The following is a 15,132-nucleotide window of genomic DNA, read 5'->3' as shown; positions in this document are numbered from 1 at the left end:
TACCCAGCGATCCTTGTCTATCGCGTTGACTGCCAATGCAGGAGCTTGCCATGAACCTTGAACGCTACCCTCGTTATCCACTGACGTTCGGCCCCTCCCCGATCACACCTCTCAAACGGCTGAGCGCCCATCTGGGCGGCGAGGTCGAGCTGTATGCCAAGCGCGAGGACTGCAACAGCGGCCTGGCCTTCGGCGGCAACAAGACCCGCAAACTGGAGTACCTCATTCCCGAAGCGCTGGAGCAGGGCTGCGATACGCTGGTGTCGATTGGCGGAATCCAGTCCAACCAGACGCGTCAGGTGGCTGCCGTCGCGGCGCACCTGGGCATGAAGTGCGTCCTCGTGCAGGAGAACTGGGTGAACTACTCCGATGCGGTGTATGACCGGGTCGGCAATATCGAGATGTCGCGCATCATGGGGGCCGACGTTCGCCTGGACGCCGCTGGTTTCGATATCGGCATTCGCCCTAGCTGGGAGCAGGCCATGGAGGATGTGCGCCAGCAGGGCGGCAAGCCGTTCCCCATTCCCGCGGGCTGTTCCGAACACCCCTACGGCGGTTTGGGCTTCGTCGGCTTCGCCGAAGAGGTGCGCCAGCAGGAGAAAGAGCTGGGCTTCACCTTCGACTACATCGTGGTGTGCTCGGTGACCGGCAGCACCCAGGCCGGGATGGTGGTGGGCTTTGCCGCCGATGGCCGCGCCCAGCGGGTGATCGGCATCGACGCCTCGGCCAAGCCCGAGCAGACCCGCGAGCAGATCCTGCGCATTGCCCGCCACACCGCCGAGCTGGTCGAACTGGAAGGCGGCATTGCCGATGACGACGTGATCCTGGACACTCGCTACGGCGGCCCCGAATACGGCCTGCCCAATGACGGCACGCTGGAGGCCATTCGACTCTGCGCCCGCCTGGAAGGCGTGCTCACCGACCCGGTGTACGAAGGCAAATCCATGCACGGCATGATCGATAAGGTGCGCAACGGCGAGTTTCCGGCGGGATCCAAGGTGCTGTATGCCCACCTGGGCGGCGTGCCCGCGCTCAATGCCTACAGCTTCCTGTTCCGCAACGGCTGACCAGACCGAGTGCGGTTGGGCCATGCCCAAGCCCGAGCGGGCAGCTGCTCGGGCTTTTTGGCGAGGGGTGGCCAACCCAACAAAAGCTATACAAACATGTCACATCTATTAGACTCATCTGGCATACCTGCAAGCCAATGAGGTGACACCATGCCATCGCCACTCCCCCTTCGCCTGACCCTGGACGAGCTGGCCCATCTTGCCGAACCGCGGCCCGAGGTAGAACTGCACGGGCTCGACATGGGCTGGTACATCGTCCGGCTCCATCGTGACGACTCCGTCAGCCTGCTCAGCACGGCCCAAGGCGACACTCAGCGCTTCAGCGGCACCCAGTGGGTCAGCCGCGCCCTGGCGCCCCTGGGCTTTACCCATGGCACGCTGACCTGGGCAGAGGCTGCCGATGAAATGATTGGCCACCCCACGCCCCCCGTCTCTGACCAACAGCGCCTTCAGCAGGGCGTCCGCGTGGCCTTTGCCACGCGGCATTGAGGCGTCACCCGTCGCGGCCATCGCGGTCGACCCTGCCCAAGGGGCAATCCCCCCGTGGCTTTCAACCTGACCTGCCGATAAGATGGTCAATGAGCCATCATGGGCTTCCAAGCAGTTGTTTCAAAAAGTTTTCCCAGAGGATGGGCTCTATGCGTGACGAAGAGAAGTACACCAATACCGAAGAGCAACTGCTGTACCTGCAAAAGTTGTTGGATGACGAAGACACCCTAGCCCTGCACGAACTGTTCAATGAGCTCGATTTTCTGGCCATCGCGCGCACCCTCGAGTCGTTCCCTGCCAAAACCCGAGACCAGCTATGGGACTACATTCCCGAAACCATCATTGGTGAGGTGCTGGCGGAAGTCGACGAAGACATCCGCGCCGACTACATCGAAGACCTGACCGCCAGCGATGTCGAGCAGATCGTCAAAGGCCTGGATGCTCAGGAAGTCGCCGAGGTTCTCGATGTTGCGGACGAAGAGATCAAAACGTCCGTTTATGCCAGCCTGGACCAGGAGATTCGCGCCCAGGTCGAAAACCTCTACACCTATGAAGAGGACATGGTGGGCCGTTACATGGACCCGGAAACGGTCAATGTAAAACAAGGCGTCTCTCTGGAAGCCGTTCAGCGCTACATTCGTATCCACCGGCTGCTGGATGTCGACTCTCAGCAGGTCATGGTGACCGACAAGGATAAACGCCTGCTCGGTACGCTGACGCTGATCGACCTGGTCAAGCAGTCGCAGGAGTGCTCCGTCGACGAATTCATGGATAGCGCGCCTTACACCTTGCATGACCAGATGAAGGTCAGCGACGCTGCCAGCCTGCTGCGCTCGAAAGAGCTTCACTTCGTGCCCGTGTGCAACAGCGAAGGGCAGTTGGTGGGCCAATTGAATGCCGCCGACATACTCGAAATCACGCAGGATGACGCGGACCTGACGCTTAAGCACATGTCCGGCGTCAGCGATGAAGAAGAAGTGTTCACCCCCATCGTACGCAGCGCGAAAAGCCGGGGTATCTGGCTGGGCATCAATTTGCTGACGGCTTTTCTGGCAGCCTTCGTCATTGGCCAGTTCGAGGCGGTGCTGGACCAGATCGTGGCACTCGCCATTCTCATGCCGGTCGTGGCCAGCATGGGAGGGATTGCCGGAAGCCAGACCCTGACCGTGGTCATACGCGGTTTGGCCCTGGGGCAAATTGCCGGTAACAACAAGCGATGGCTCTATAACAAGGAGCTTTGGGTCGGCATGAGCAACGGCCTGGTATGGGCCCTGGTGGTGGGCGGCATTTCCTACCTGTGGTTTGGCCAGACCCTGATCACGCTGGTCATTACCCTCGCCATCTTCATCAACATGAGCCTCGCCAACCTCTCGGGCGTACTGATCCCGCTGGTGCTGAAGCGCCTGCAGATCGACCCGGCGCTGTCTGGCGCGGTCATTCTGACCACCGTGACGGATGTAGTGGGATTCCTCTCGTTTCTGGGGCTCGCGACGCTGATCATTTTGTGATCAGCCAAGCGGTCTATCGGGTAAGATGTCCTTCGCCCGCTAACCTTTAACCGACCCAAGCATTCGAGGCGCCCATGCTTCCTGATTACTCCGTCATCGCCTGGCTGTTGATCATCTTTTCTGTCTATTTGACCGGGGTGTCCAAGGGCGGATTCGCAGGCGGGTTCGGCACGCTCTCGGTGCCCTTGATGGCCCTGGCGATCAGCCCTACCCAGGCGGCGGGTCTGCTGCTGCCGCTGCTGCTGGTCATGGATGCCTTTGCCGTCAAGGCATGGTGGGGCAAGCACTCCCGCGCGGAGGTATGGCGTTTCGTGCCGGGCCTGTTCATCGGGGTGACCGTCGGCACGCTGCTGTTTGGCAGCCTCAGCGAAGAGGGTGTGCGCTTGGTGCTGGGCATTCTCTCCGTGGCCTTTGCGGCCTACATGCTGCTCAAGCCCGTGGCGAAGAAGCCCATTTCCACCCGCTGGGCACTGCCCGCCTCCAGCGTTTGCGGCTTCACCAGTTTCATCGCCCACGCGGGGGCACCGCCCATGAACATGTACCTCATGCCTCGCCAGCTCTCCAAGGAGACGTTCATTGCCACCTGCACGGTGACCTATGCCGTGGTCAACAGTATCAAGCTGGGCCCTTATGTATGGCTTGGCGAGGTCAACATGACCAGCGCCTGGGCGTCACTGCTGCTGGTACCGGTTGCCTGGATCGGGGTGCGCAACGGCCTCTGGCTGCAAAGCCGCGTCAATGAAAAGCTGTTTTATCGTCTGGTGATCATGGCCATGTTCGTGGTGGGCCTCAACCTGGTCTGGCAGGCGCTGCGCTAGCGGCAAGCATTACAGCGCCACGATCAACAGCCCCAGCAGCATCACCAGCGTGCTCAGCGTCTTGGCGCTGGAGGCAGGCTCCTTGAGCCACAACACCCCCATCAGCACGCCAACCGGAATCGAGAGCTGGCGCAGCGCCACCACGTAGCTGACCTCGTCGGTCAGCGCCATGGCCATGAGCACCAGCCCGTAGGTACAGGTCATCATCAAGCCCGTGGCCACCAGCATCGTCAGCCCCTGCTGTCGCAGCGCAGGCAATCGGCGGCGCTCTGCCGGCAACACGGCCAGCAGCGGGAGCGCCCACAGCAGCGTCATCAATGCCTGTAGAACCATGAAGACCGCCCCTGCCGTCAGACTGCTATGGCCAGCGCCTTGCATGACTCCCAGGGCTTGCTTGTCGATCAGCGAGTACCCCACGGTGCCCACCGCCGCCAGCAGCGCAAAGCCCATGGCGGGGGACAGATACGAAGCAAGACGGCGAGCCTCGGGTCGGCTGAGTGGCAAGCCCAGCGCCCCTAGCATGATCAGCAGCATGCCGACGCCATCCCAGAGGCCAAGGCCACGATTGCCCAGCCAGGCAATCGATACCAGTGGCACCATCACCACCGGCAAGGCACGGGCAATGGGATAGAGGACGCTCACCTCTCCCCGGGCGTAGGCCCAGGCGAGCCCTCCCATATAGAGCATCTGGCAAAACCCGGACAGCACCAGCCAGCCCCAGAAGGCACCCGGCAGCGCCGTCAAGGAGGGGCCCAGCACCAGCAGCGGCAACAGCGCCACACCCCCAGCGCCATAAGCCAGCGCAAACGACCCAAGCGAGGGCGCGTTGCGCTTGCCCAGCACGTTCCACCCTGCGTGCATGCACACAGAGACCAGCACCAGCGCGAGCGCGGTGGGGCTCAAGGCCGCTCCCCCTGCTGCAGACGGTGCTGAATATCGGCCACGACACTCGGTAGCTCCGCAATGCTGGGAATGCAGTAGTGGGGCTGGGCGGCCGCAAACTGAGTGGCTATTCGCTGATGGGCCGCCTCACGCTCGGCCGTGCTCAACGTCTGGTACTGCGCATGATCGAGCCCCAGCGCGTTGCCTGAACAGGTCAACGCCACCGTCCACATCCCCGCGCTGCGGCCTTCCAGAATGCCCGGCGTGGTGTCATCCACCTTGAGGCAGGCGGCCACGTCACTCACCCCCAGAGCAATGACGTTAGCCAGCGCCTGGGCGGGGTAAGGCCGACCATTGGGCACTTCGTCCGTTGCTACCACATGGTCGACCTGCAATCCGTTCTCGGCGGCCAGGGCCACCACTCTGTCCATCACGACCGCAGGGTAACCAGAGCACGAGCCGATCTTGAGCCCCTTTTCGCGCAGCGCCGCCAGGGTCGCTAACGCCCCGGGAATGACCGCTGAATGATCGCCAATTTTGGCAATCTGCAGGGGCATGAAGCGTTCGTAGAGGGCCGTGACATCGGCATCGCTGGGGGCATGACCGACTGCCTTGACGAAGCGTTCGGCTATCTCGGGCTGCTGACAAAGGGTATGAATATGATCCCATTTGCCCATGCCCATGGGGCCACGCGCCTCTTCCAGGCTGATGGCTACCCCCAGTTCGGCAAACGCTTCGACAAAAATCTGGGTAGGGGCAAACGAGCCAAAATCGACCAGCGTACCAGCCCAGTCGAAGATGACCGCTTGCAGGCAGCGGGGAGAGTGGTAATGCATCATGGGCTCCATGTTTGGGAGGAAAGAGAAACGCCCATCTCGCTCAGCGCTTCTTGAATCGCCAGCAGCAGGGAAGCAATGATCGTGACGTCGAGCTGGCCAATACAACCAACTCGGAAGCTCTCGGCTTCTGTCAGCTTGCCAGGATAAATCAAAAAGCCGCGGGCCTTGAGCGCTGCATAAAATGCGTTGAAGACAAAGGCAGGGTCATCCGGGCTCATGAACGTGGTGATGATCGGCGACAGCCAGCGATCTTCCAGCAGCGTGCGAAAACCGAGCGCACGCATGCCCTGTACCAGCGCGTCACGATTCTGGGCATAGCGCGCATGCCTCCCGGCAACACCCCCTTCCTGCTGGTGTTGGCGAAGCGCCGCCTGAAAGGCAACCACGGTATGCGTCGGTGGCGTGAAACGCCACTGGCCGGTGCGCTCCATGTAGGCCCACTGGTCGTGCAAGTCCAGGCTGAGCGAGTGAGCCCGCCCCTGGCCTGCTTCCAGCAGCCTGCGCCGAATGATCACGAAGCCGAACCCTGGCACGCCCTCGATACACTTGTTGGCAGAGGAGATCAGTACATCGATAGGGGTATCGGCCAGGCTGATCGGCACACCCCCGAATGAACTCATGGCATCCACAACCAGTGTTTTACCATGGGCATGCACTATGTCTGCAATGGCTTCCAGCGGGTTCAGAATCCCGGAACTGGTTTCGCAGTGCACCAGAAAGACCGCGCTGATGTCTGGATGTTGATGCAGCAGTGCCGCGACATCTTCTGGCTGGGGTGGCAGGTAGTCCCCTGTATCCAGCGTGATGTAACGTCGGCCCATCATGCTCAACAGCTGCGCTGCGCGCTTGCCGTAAGCGCCATTCATCAGGACCAGGGCTGTGGCCTCAGGTGCGACGGCGCAAGCCAGCGCGCTCTCTACCGCGAAGGTGCCGCTACCCTGCATGGGCACGCAGGCAAATTCCTCCGCTGGGGCGTTGGCCATGCTCAGCAGCAGAGCACGTACGTCGGCAGTGACCTGGTTGAAATCATCATCCCAGGAGCCCCAGTCACTCAGCATGGCGGCTTTGGTCTCGGGCGAGGTAGTGAGCGGCCCGGGGGTTAGTAAATAGGGAGCTGTTTGAGACATCATATTTGGTCTATACCAGATAATGCATACAGAGTAGCGATCCACATGGCGGGCTGTCTAGCCCGCCTGACGCCAGCGCTGTGCATTGTTGAGAAGAACGTGGGTGAGGGCCGCGTGTAAAAGCTTGACGACCAGAGAGGTGAAAAAGATCAGTACTGCCATGGCAGCCGCACTGGCGAAATAGCCGGCTTCGTCCAGGTGCAATACGGCCACCGACGCCAACCGCGTATCGCTGTTATAGAGGAACACCACGGCGGATACCGTCGTCATGGCATTGACGAAGAGGTAGACCGAAATATCCAGCACGGCAGGTAGCGATACCGGTAGGGTCACCCGCCGGAACGTGGTCCAGAAAGGTACCTTGAGCGATGCCCCCACGGCCTCGAACTCTGGGTCGAGCTGTTTTAGCGCCGTCACGGAAGTGAGGTGGCAGACCGTATAAAAATGCACCAGCGTATTGAGCACGAGAATCGCCATGGTGCCGTACAGCCAGTTGAGTGGATTGCCCGCCTGATTGAAGAAGAAGATATAGGCAAGCCCCAGCACCATCCCCGGCACGGCCATTGGCAGCATGGCCATCAGGTGCAACCCCTGGCGTAGCGCACGGTAACCGTCACTTTTTTCGATCAGCCAGGCATTGAAGAAAATCACCAGGGTGCCGATCAGCGCCACGCTGAACGCCAGCCTCAGCGAATTCCACCAGGCACCCCAACCACCGCCACCCAGGCCCTGAAAGGCGTAATGCTTGAGGGTCAGCGCTTGGTTGTAGGGCCAGAACTGTACCAGCGATGCATAGATCGCCGTGCCAATCACCAACAGAATCACGCCTGCCACGGCGAAACACAGCAGTGCAAACACCCCATCACGCAGCGGGCTGGGAGTAGGATGCCAAGGCACGGCCCGCGCTGAAAGCTGGGCCACCTGACGCCGCTGAATCCAGCGGTCTACCAGGAAAGAGAGCACCGCTGGCAGCAGCAGAATCACGCTGACCACCGCTCCCATCTGGAAATTCTGTTGCCCCACGACCTGACGATAGACATCCGTCGCCAGCACGCTGAACTGCCCGCCGATGATCTTGGGAACACCAAAGTCGGTGATCGCCAGTGTAAACACCACAAACACACAGGAAATCAGCCCGTAGCGCACACCGGGAAGCGTGATGGTCAGGAAAGTCCGCCACTTGGGTGTGCCCAGTGACTCTGCCGCCTCGTATAGCCGCGCATCGCTATGGGTCAATGCCGTGGTTAGCAGCATCAGCGCATGGGGGAATATCCAGAAGCTCATCCCCATGACCACGCCAATCGGGCCGTAGATCGACTGCCCCATCAGCACATCGCGCAAAAACCCCTGGTTGCCAAACAGGTAGACCAGGCTAATGGCAGGTAACAGCGAGGGCGCCAGAATGGGCAGAATCGCCAGCATACGAAATACCCGCTTACCGGGCATGCAGGTACGGGTAATGCCATAGGCGCACAGAAAGGCCAGACCGACCACGATAAGTGTGGTCATCAGCGCTACCCGGAGCGAATTGGCGATCGAATTGACCAGCGCCGGGGTCTGGAAGTACTGCACGAAATTCGCCAGTCCAATAAAGTCGCCGCTGCGGTCCTGCACGCTTTTGACCAGCATGGCAAAGAGAGGAAACAGCAGCCCCACCACCATCAATGCCGCCCCCAGCAGCAGTACCAGCAGGCGAACAATCGACTCACGGGACATGTGACGGGCCAACCGGCCATGGGTGAGCGACGTCATGAATGAACGCTCCCCGCCGGATAGATAAAGGAGGCTTCTGCTGGCAGATGAATGCCCAGTGTTTGGCCAATGCGGGGCGCAATCGCCCGCTGGTCACGACTGGGAACGTCTGCCAACAGGATTTGGCCGGTAGATGCCACTTGCAGAGCAAGGCGTTGGTAAGCCCCCATGAACTCGATGCCGACGACTTCGCCTTGCAGTGGCCCTGGTTGGCGCGTCAGCGCCACTGCTTCAGGGCGTATGGCGAGACGGGCAGGCTGGCCCGGCGCATGAGTGTGCGACTGACAGTCGCAACACGTGTCGCCCAACAGAACCTGCTGGCCTGTCGAGGCGGTCACATCGATAAAATTCATGGTGCCGATAAAGGAGGCCACAAAGGCACTGGCTGGCTGATGATAGATCTCGGCCGGTGTACCGACCTGCTCGACCACGCCATGATTCATCACCACGATACGATCTGCCATGGTCAGCGCTTCCTCCTGATCATGGGTGACCATGATGGTGGTAACGCCAAGGCTCTCCTGAAGCGCCTTAATCTGACTGCGCAAATGCCCGCGCACTCGGGCGTCCAGCGCAGACAGCGGCTCATCCAGCAACAGCAAGGCGGGCTCCATGGCCAGGGCCCTGGCCAAGGCCACACGCTGCTGCTGGCCACCGGAAAGCGCTGCCGGGTATTTGCTTTCGCTGCCCGTCAAATCCACCAACGCCAACAGCTCGGCAACCCGCGCCGAGACCTCTTCACGCTTGACGCGGCGATTACGCAGCCCATACGCAATGTTGTCGAAGACCGTCAGGTTGGGAAACAGCGCATAAGACTGAAAGACGATGCCGAAATCCCGTGCCTGTGGCGGCAGGGTGGAAATGTCTTTGCCACGCTGAACGAGTACGCCTGCGCTCTGACGTGTCAGCCCCGCAATCGTGCGCAGCAGCGTGGTCTTTCCGCAGCCTGACGGGCCAAGAAAGCAGACGAACTCACCCTCCTGGATGCTCAGAGAAATGTTGTCCAGCGCGGTAAAGCTGCCGAAGTGCTTGGTGACTCCCTCGATGGCCAAATGGGTGGAGTGTGTGAGCGGCGCCGCTGCAGCCGAGTCAGCCGTGAGCGGCGATGTCAGGGTCGATTGCATAACATCTCCCGGCCCCAACGAACGTTGGGGCCTGTTCACGATTACTGTTCGGTCTTGCCGTCGTAGCGACGCTGCCACTCGGCGAGTACGCGCTCACGATTCACGGCAGCCCACTGGAAGTCGGCATCGATCATGCGCTCGGTAATGTCGGCGGGGTAGTTCTCGATGGGTTGTGCCACGCCTGGGTAGGCCACGACGGCATAGCCTTCGTTATACAGTTCATTGGCCTCCCGCGAAGCTGCCCAGTCCATGAGCGTTTGTGCCGCTTCCAACTTGTCGGTGCCAGCCACGACCGCAGCGGCTTCCATGTCCCAACCCAGCCCCTCTTCCGGAAATACGACCTCAATGGGCGCCCCTTGAGACTTCAAACGCGCTCCACGAAAGGCGAACGAGACGCCGATTACGGCTTCACCCGTGGCGGCCAGGCTGCACGGTGCCGAACCAGAATGGGTATAGCGGGAAATATTAGTGTGCAGACGGTCCATATAGTCCCAAGCCTGCTCTTCGCCCCAGAGCTGGATCCAACTGGCGACATCCAGGTACCCGGTACCCGATGAGTTGGGATTGGGCATGATGACGTGGCCTGCAAATTCAGGCTGGGTCAGGTCTTCCCAGGAAGTAGGCATCGGCACGCCCTGACGCTCACCTTCGATGGTGTTGTAGCAAATCGCAGCGACCCAGGCGTCCATGCCAACCCAGGCGGGATCTTGCCCCTCACGGAAGGCCGGATCCACGAACCGTGGCTCGAGGTTGTCGACGCCTTCCGGCGCATAGCGCTCCAGCATGCCTTCTTCTTCAAGCAGCAGCAGGCTGGTAGCCGCCAGGCCCCAGATCACGTCCGCTTGTGGATTGTTCTTCTCGGCCAGCAAGCGTGCCGTGATCACCCCCGTCGAATCACGTACCCAATTGATGGTGATGTCGGGATGTGCCGCGTTGAAACGCTCGGCATATTTTTGCAGATCATCGGACTCTACGGCGGTATAGACGGTCAGTTCGGTGGCACTGACGGTGGTAGCAAAAGCGAAGGCACTCGCCATCAAGGCAGGTTGGAACACGCGGCGCGACATTGACATGGAAGGACTCCAGGTTTTTGGTATAGACCAGAATTCTGGATAAAAAAAATGACAAAGCCGTGACGCTTGTTTGAACGATTCTTTAATTTCATGTTGCGGATGCGCAGGCGCTTCTTACTGCTGCCCCGACAGCTCGACCCGAATGCACAGTGAGTCGTGCAGCCAGTGCTCTTCGTCATATTCGAGGGGGCGCTGCCGATCATCGAAGATGGCACGACAAATATTGAGCCCCGCCGTGCCGGGCGCCACGAACAACTCTTCGGCATCGCCTGGGGTCAAGGCTTCGGAGACCATATGTATCGAACGATTCGCCAAGTGGTGTCCCCAGCGTTCGCGCAACAGCCCCCATAACGACTGATGGGTGTAAATGTCCAATAGTTCGGGAGCACGCTCAGGGACGACCCACAACGACTCTGCCAACACGGCGCGGTCATCGACGTAGCGGCGGCGGCGGATGTGGTGAAACACCTGATGCTCCGGGAGGCTCAGGGCTCTTGCTGCTGGAGGGTGAGTCCGCGACTCCAGCTTGAGCACGGTGGTACGCGGCTGACGGCCTTGGGCACGAACATAATCATTGAAGCCCGCGTCTCGGGTGGGGTCGTACATCAGGCGCGCCGGAGAGATGAACCAGCCGCGTCGATTGCTGCGGTGGATCAAGCCCTCTCCTTCCAACTGCGCCAAGGCCTGGCGCAGCGTCACTCGGGTAGTCGAGAAACGCTCGGCCAGGGTGCGCTCAGCGGGTAACTTGCCCTCCCATTGAGTAGCATATCGTGCAATCAGGTAGCGAAGCTGTTCGGTAAGCTGTAGGTAGTAGGCATCAGGCATGCGCCGATTTTCCTGGAGGAGCCGTAGGGGGTGACGCACCCGGTGGGGTGCCTGAACGCCAGTCTAAGCGTCGCCAGCCTTCGACGCCAGCCACCTCCGCCAGCACCGGGTCCGGGTTGACGGCAATCGCACAATCGACATATTGCAGCAGCGGCAGGTCGTTGCGGGAATCGGAATAGAACGTGGTATGGCACGCAGGACGCCCCTGCTCCGCCAGCCACTGCTGTAGCCGCGTGACCTTGCCGCCACGGTAGGAAAGCACCCCCACGCTGCGCCCGGTGTACACGGCGCCGCCTGGCAAGCGGTCCTGCTCCAGCTCCACCGCCAGCACGTGGTCGATCCCCAGCATGGCCGCTATGGGCGCGACCAGATGGCAGGCCGACGCCGAGATCAAGACCAGCGTATCGCCCGCCTGTCGGTGCGCATCGAGACAGCGCCATGCCTGCTCGAAGATGCGTGGCTGAAGGTGAGTAGCCACGAAGCGCTCGACTTCTTTTTGAACGTCGTCGACCCGGCGGCCACGCAACGGCGCCAGCGTCATGGCCAGGAACTCTTCCAGCTTCAACTTGCCCGCATGGTAAGCCTGCTGCATCGCTTCCGCGCGGGCCATGAAACCTTCGGCATCGCTGACCCAGCCTTGCTCTATCATCCATAAATTCCAGCGGTCGCTGCAGTCTCCATCCAGGAGGGTGTCATCAAGGTCGAACAGGGCCAGGCGCATGGCAAACTCCTATCGTCGCGGTATGGCGCGCGTAGGGTATGCCATGGATGATGACAGGACGATGACGCGCGGCTAGCCCTGGCGGCTTAGCCAGGTGGCGGCAAACTCAGCCGCTGGCAGAGGCCGCCCAAACCAATACCCCTGAGCCTGATGACAGCCCAGTTGTGCCAGCAGCTCGGCCTGGGCCTGCTGCTCGACACCCTCGGCCAGGGTTTTCATGCCCAGCGCGTTGGCCATGGCGATGATGGTCTGCACGATGGCGCGATCATGGGGATTGTCCAGCATGTCGCGCACGAAAGAGATATCGATTTTCAAGGCATCCGCCTCGAATCGGCGCAAGTAGGAGAGTGACGAATACCCGGTGCCAAAGTCATCGATCAACAGCGCATACCCCGCCTGACGCATGGCCTGGGTAATCATGACCGCCTGATCCGGATCCCGCATGAAGTCGCTTTCGGTCAGCTCCAGGGCCAGCGCTTGCGGCGGCACTCCTTGGGTGAGCCGCGCGACGTGCTCGGTGAGCCGTGGGTCGGCAAACTGCTGGGCGGCCATGTTGATCGACAGCCGCCCAGGCAGCGGAGTGCCCGCCACCTGCCAGTCCGACCACTGACGCGCCGATGCTTCCAATACCCAATCGCCCAGCAGGCGGATCAGCCCACGCCGTTCGGCAAGGGGGATGAACTCGCCGGGGCTGACCCAGCCCCACTCCGGGTCATGCCAGCGGCAGAGCACTTCGGCACCGGTCAGTGCATAGGTCTCAAGGTCTACCTGCGGCTGAAAGTAGAGTTCCAGACGCCGCTCGATGATGGCGCGGTGCAAGCGTTCGGTCATCCACTGCTGGCGCTCCAGCGTGCGGCGCATGGTCTGCGTATAGGGAGATATGCCCGCATCGCGCTGTTTGGCATCGTGCAGCGCAATGCTGGCGGCGTTGAACAGCTCGGCGGGGGCGGCCACGTCGCTGGGGTAGCGCGCGAAACCGATGCTGGCATCCAACTGAAACTCACGGTGCTCCAGATGAATCGGGTGCCTGATGGCCTCGATCACTTGCCTGATGAAGGCTTCCAGTGCGACTCCCTGATGCTGCGGCAGAAGTAGTGCGAACTCATCGCTGGAGAGCCGCGCGCAGTGGCCGCTCAGGTCATGCAGCTGCTGGAGACGCCTGGCGACGGTGGCCAGCAACGCGTCTCCCACCTGATGGCCATGCAGGTCATTGATCTCCTTGAAATGACGCAGGTCCAGCAGCACCAGCGTCAGCGACTTACGCTCGCACTGGGCCTGGGCGCCCAGCGTCGCCAACTGCTCCATGAAATGGGCGCGATTGGGCAGCTCGGTGATGGTATCGATGTAGGCCAACTGGTGAATACGGCGATGATCTCGGCGCCGCTCCAGCTCGGCCGCCGCACCGGTCGAGAGTATTTGCAGTACCGATGTGGCAAAGGCATTGGTGGACAGCGGCTGTCGGTAGAACACCATCATGACCCCAATGGCATCGCCCTGGGCATTATCCAGCCGCCGCCCGATCCAGGCCTCGGCCCTCAGGGCGTTGCCCGGCAGCCAGTAGCCAGCACTGTGCAGTTCGGTACTTTCCTGTTCGATGACCACTCGCTCGGCGGGCGTGCCAGGCAAGGCAAAGTGCCCGCTCGCCTGAGCCTGGCCATCCACGACCAGGCTGACCAGACTGGCGGTGCGTACCGGCACGGCATCGGTTGCATCAGGCAAGCCTTCGCCAGGCAGAGGGGGCTCCAGCAGGGCAATCAAGCCTGCATCTGCCTCCAGCAGGCGCGTCAGGGTCGTGATCAGCTGTAAAAAGTAGTCGTCCCCGATCCGCGAGGTCACCGTCGACGCCACCTCCACCACGGCTTGCTGCACCCGCTGTGACACTTGCTGATCCGTCACATCGGTAATGAAGCCTTCAAAGCAGAGCGGCTCGCCGCTCTCCGTATAGATGGCCTGGCCCTGCTCCCAGACCCAGCGTTCGCGCCCATCGCGATGCCGGAGCCGATAGGTCACGCGAAAAGGGCAGCGCTCTTCGACCGCCCGCTGCGCGGCCGCCGAGAGGCGTGGAAAGTCTTCTGGGTGCACCAGCTCACCAAAGCTGATGACACGACTTTTCACCAACTCATCCGGGTGGTATCCGGTCAGCGCCGTGGCGCCTTGGCTCACCAGTAGCATGGTCCAGTCGCGATCGTTTTGGCACCGGTACGCCATGCCGGGCAGGTGATTGAGCAGGGTATCCAGACGCCTTTCGCTCTCTTTGGCTGCCAGCTCGCTTGCCTGCAAGGCGCTTTCGGCCTGGCGACGGCCCAGCTCGGCCCCCGCCTGAGCTGCCGCAATACGCAGGATTTCGTTCTCGAGCCCATCGAATGCCCGAGGCCGATTGCTCAATACCGCCAGAATGCCAATGGCCGCACCATCGGCAGCAAACAGCGGCAAGCCCATGTAGCTCTCGGCGCCCAATTGCACCAATAGCTCATCTTGCGGAAAACGCTCTTGCACGTTGCAGGGGTAGAGGCAGGGTTGGTGGCCCACGACGGTTTCGCAGGGCGTCCCTGTCAACGAGTAGCGGATATTGCTCGCCAGCGCACCGTTTGACCATACGGACAAGGTTTCCGCTATATTAGGCGCTCGGATCACTGCGATCAGGGCATGCTCTACCGCCACCAGTCGCGCCAACTGCTCCACCAGCGCATCGAAAAAGGAGGGCCGGTGGCTATGCCCAAGCCCCTCTGCCAGTTGGCGAAACATCTCTGCTGCTTCTTGTCTGGTGTGCATCACGGCACTCGCTTGTGTCATTTTTAAGCAGCTCGGCTTTGACTCTTTTTAACCTGAATTCAGGTAAAAAAACACAGTGACATTTGCAGCATAAACCAGGGTCTTAGGGATAGAGGCTGTACCCCCGTCATATCG

The 15,132-nt window shown here is 61.1% G+C and carries 13 protein-coding genes; 4 read left to right on the top strand and 9 right to left on the bottom strand.

Annotated elements, in window-relative coordinates; genetic code table 11:
- Positions 1-50 precede the first annotated feature (50 nt).
- From IE091_RS15780 to IE091_RS15765, 4 genes are all read left to right on the top strand, one after another.
- Positions 51-1,067, top strand: coding sequence for a 1-aminocyclopropane-1-carboxylate deaminase (locus IE091_RS15780; protein ID WP_189464078.1), 1,017 nt, complete (start codon positions 51-53; stop codon positions 1,065-1,067).
- A 150-nt stretch (positions 1,068-1,217) separates the two neighbouring features.
- Positions 1,218-1,556, top strand: coding sequence for a DUF6482 family protein (locus IE091_RS15775; protein ID WP_189464077.1), 339 nt, complete (start codon positions 1,218-1,220; stop codon positions 1,554-1,556).
- 149 nt (positions 1,557-1,705) lie between these two features.
- On the top strand, positions 1,706-3,064 hold the full coding sequence (gene mgtE / locus IE091_RS15770; protein WP_039175018.1) for a magnesium transporter: 1,359 nt from the start codon (positions 1,706-1,708) through the stop codon (positions 3,062-3,064).
- A 74-nt stretch (positions 3,065-3,138) separates the two neighbouring features.
- Positions 3,139-3,882: a sulfite exporter TauE/SafE family protein gene (locus tag IE091_RS15765; protein WP_081136022.1), complete on the top strand. Its 744-nt coding sequence runs from the start codon at positions 3,139-3,141 to the stop codon at positions 3,880-3,882.
- 9 nt (positions 3,883-3,891) lie between these two features.
- Here the strand turns inward: IE091_RS15765 and IE091_RS15760 are convergent, their stop codons facing one another.
- The 9 genes from IE091_RS15760 to IE091_RS15720 all read right to left on the bottom strand — a co-directional run bounded on the left by IE091_RS15760 (position 3,892) and on the right by IE091_RS15720 (position 14,997).
- The gene (locus IE091_RS15760; RefSeq protein ID WP_016915278.1) at positions 3,892-4,785 is read right to left on the bottom strand and encodes an EamA family transporter; all 894 of its coding nucleotides are present in this window, start codon (positions 4,783-4,785) and stop codon (positions 3,892-3,894) included.
- The gene (gene phnX / locus IE091_RS15755; RefSeq protein ID WP_039175012.1) at positions 4,782-5,600 is read right to left on the bottom strand and encodes a phosphonoacetaldehyde hydrolase; all 819 of its coding nucleotides are present in this window, start codon (positions 5,598-5,600) and stop codon (positions 4,782-4,784) included. Before phnX ends, IE091_RS15760 begins: the two co-directional genes overlap by 4 nt.
- Positions 5,600-6,730: a 2-aminoethylphosphonate--pyruvate transaminase gene (locus tag IE091_RS15750; protein ID WP_222114790.1), complete on the bottom strand. Its 1,131-nt coding sequence runs from the start codon at positions 6,728-6,730 to the stop codon at positions 5,600-5,602. The genes phnX and IE091_RS15750 overlap by 1 nt, the downstream gene beginning before the upstream one ends.
- 57 nt (positions 6,731-6,787) lie before the next feature.
- A complete protein-coding gene (locus tag IE091_RS15745) occupies positions 6,788-8,482 on the bottom strand; it encodes a putative 2-aminoethylphosphonate ABC transporter permease subunit (protein WP_144980942.1) in 1,695 nt (564 codons plus the stop codon).
- On the bottom strand, positions 8,479-9,606 hold the full coding sequence (locus IE091_RS15740; RefSeq protein WP_189464076.1) for a putative 2-aminoethylphosphonate ABC transporter ATP-binding protein: 1,128 nt from the start codon (positions 9,604-9,606) through the stop codon (positions 8,479-8,481). Before IE091_RS15740 ends, IE091_RS15745 begins: the two co-directional genes overlap by 4 nt.
- Positions 9,607-9,647: 41 nt before the next feature.
- Positions 9,648-10,679 carry a putative 2-aminoethylphosphonate ABC transporter substrate-binding protein gene (locus IE091_RS15735; protein ID WP_189464075.1) on the bottom strand — a complete coding sequence of 344 codons (1,032 nt, stop codon included), beginning with the start codon at positions 10,677-10,679 and terminating at the stop codon, positions 9,648-9,650.
- Between the two features lie 114 nt (positions 10,680-10,793).
- Positions 10,794-11,504 carry a UTRA domain-containing protein gene (locus IE091_RS15730; protein WP_144980951.1) on the bottom strand — a complete coding sequence of 237 codons (711 nt, stop codon included), beginning with the start codon at positions 11,502-11,504 and terminating at the stop codon, positions 10,794-10,796.
- A complete protein-coding gene (locus IE091_RS15725; RefSeq protein WP_144980954.1) occupies positions 11,497-12,225 on the bottom strand; it encodes an HAD family hydrolase in 729 nt (242 codons plus the stop codon). Before IE091_RS15725 ends, IE091_RS15730 begins: the two co-directional genes overlap by 8 nt.
- A gap of 72 nt (positions 12,226-12,297) precedes the next feature.
- Positions 12,298-14,997, bottom strand: a complete 2,700-nt coding sequence (locus IE091_RS15720; protein ID WP_189464074.1) for a bifunctional diguanylate cyclase/phosphodiesterase — start codon at positions 14,995-14,997, stop codon at positions 12,298-12,300.
- Positions 14,998-15,132: the final 135 nt, after the last annotated feature.

Source organism: Vreelandella hamiltonii (assembly GCF_014651775.1).
Classification (GTDB): domain Bacteria; phylum Pseudomonadota; class Gammaproteobacteria; order Pseudomonadales; family Halomonadaceae; genus Vreelandella; species Vreelandella hamiltonii.
Note: the sequence above shows the minus strand (reverse complement) of the source record. Positions and strands in the feature narration are given on the sequence as shown.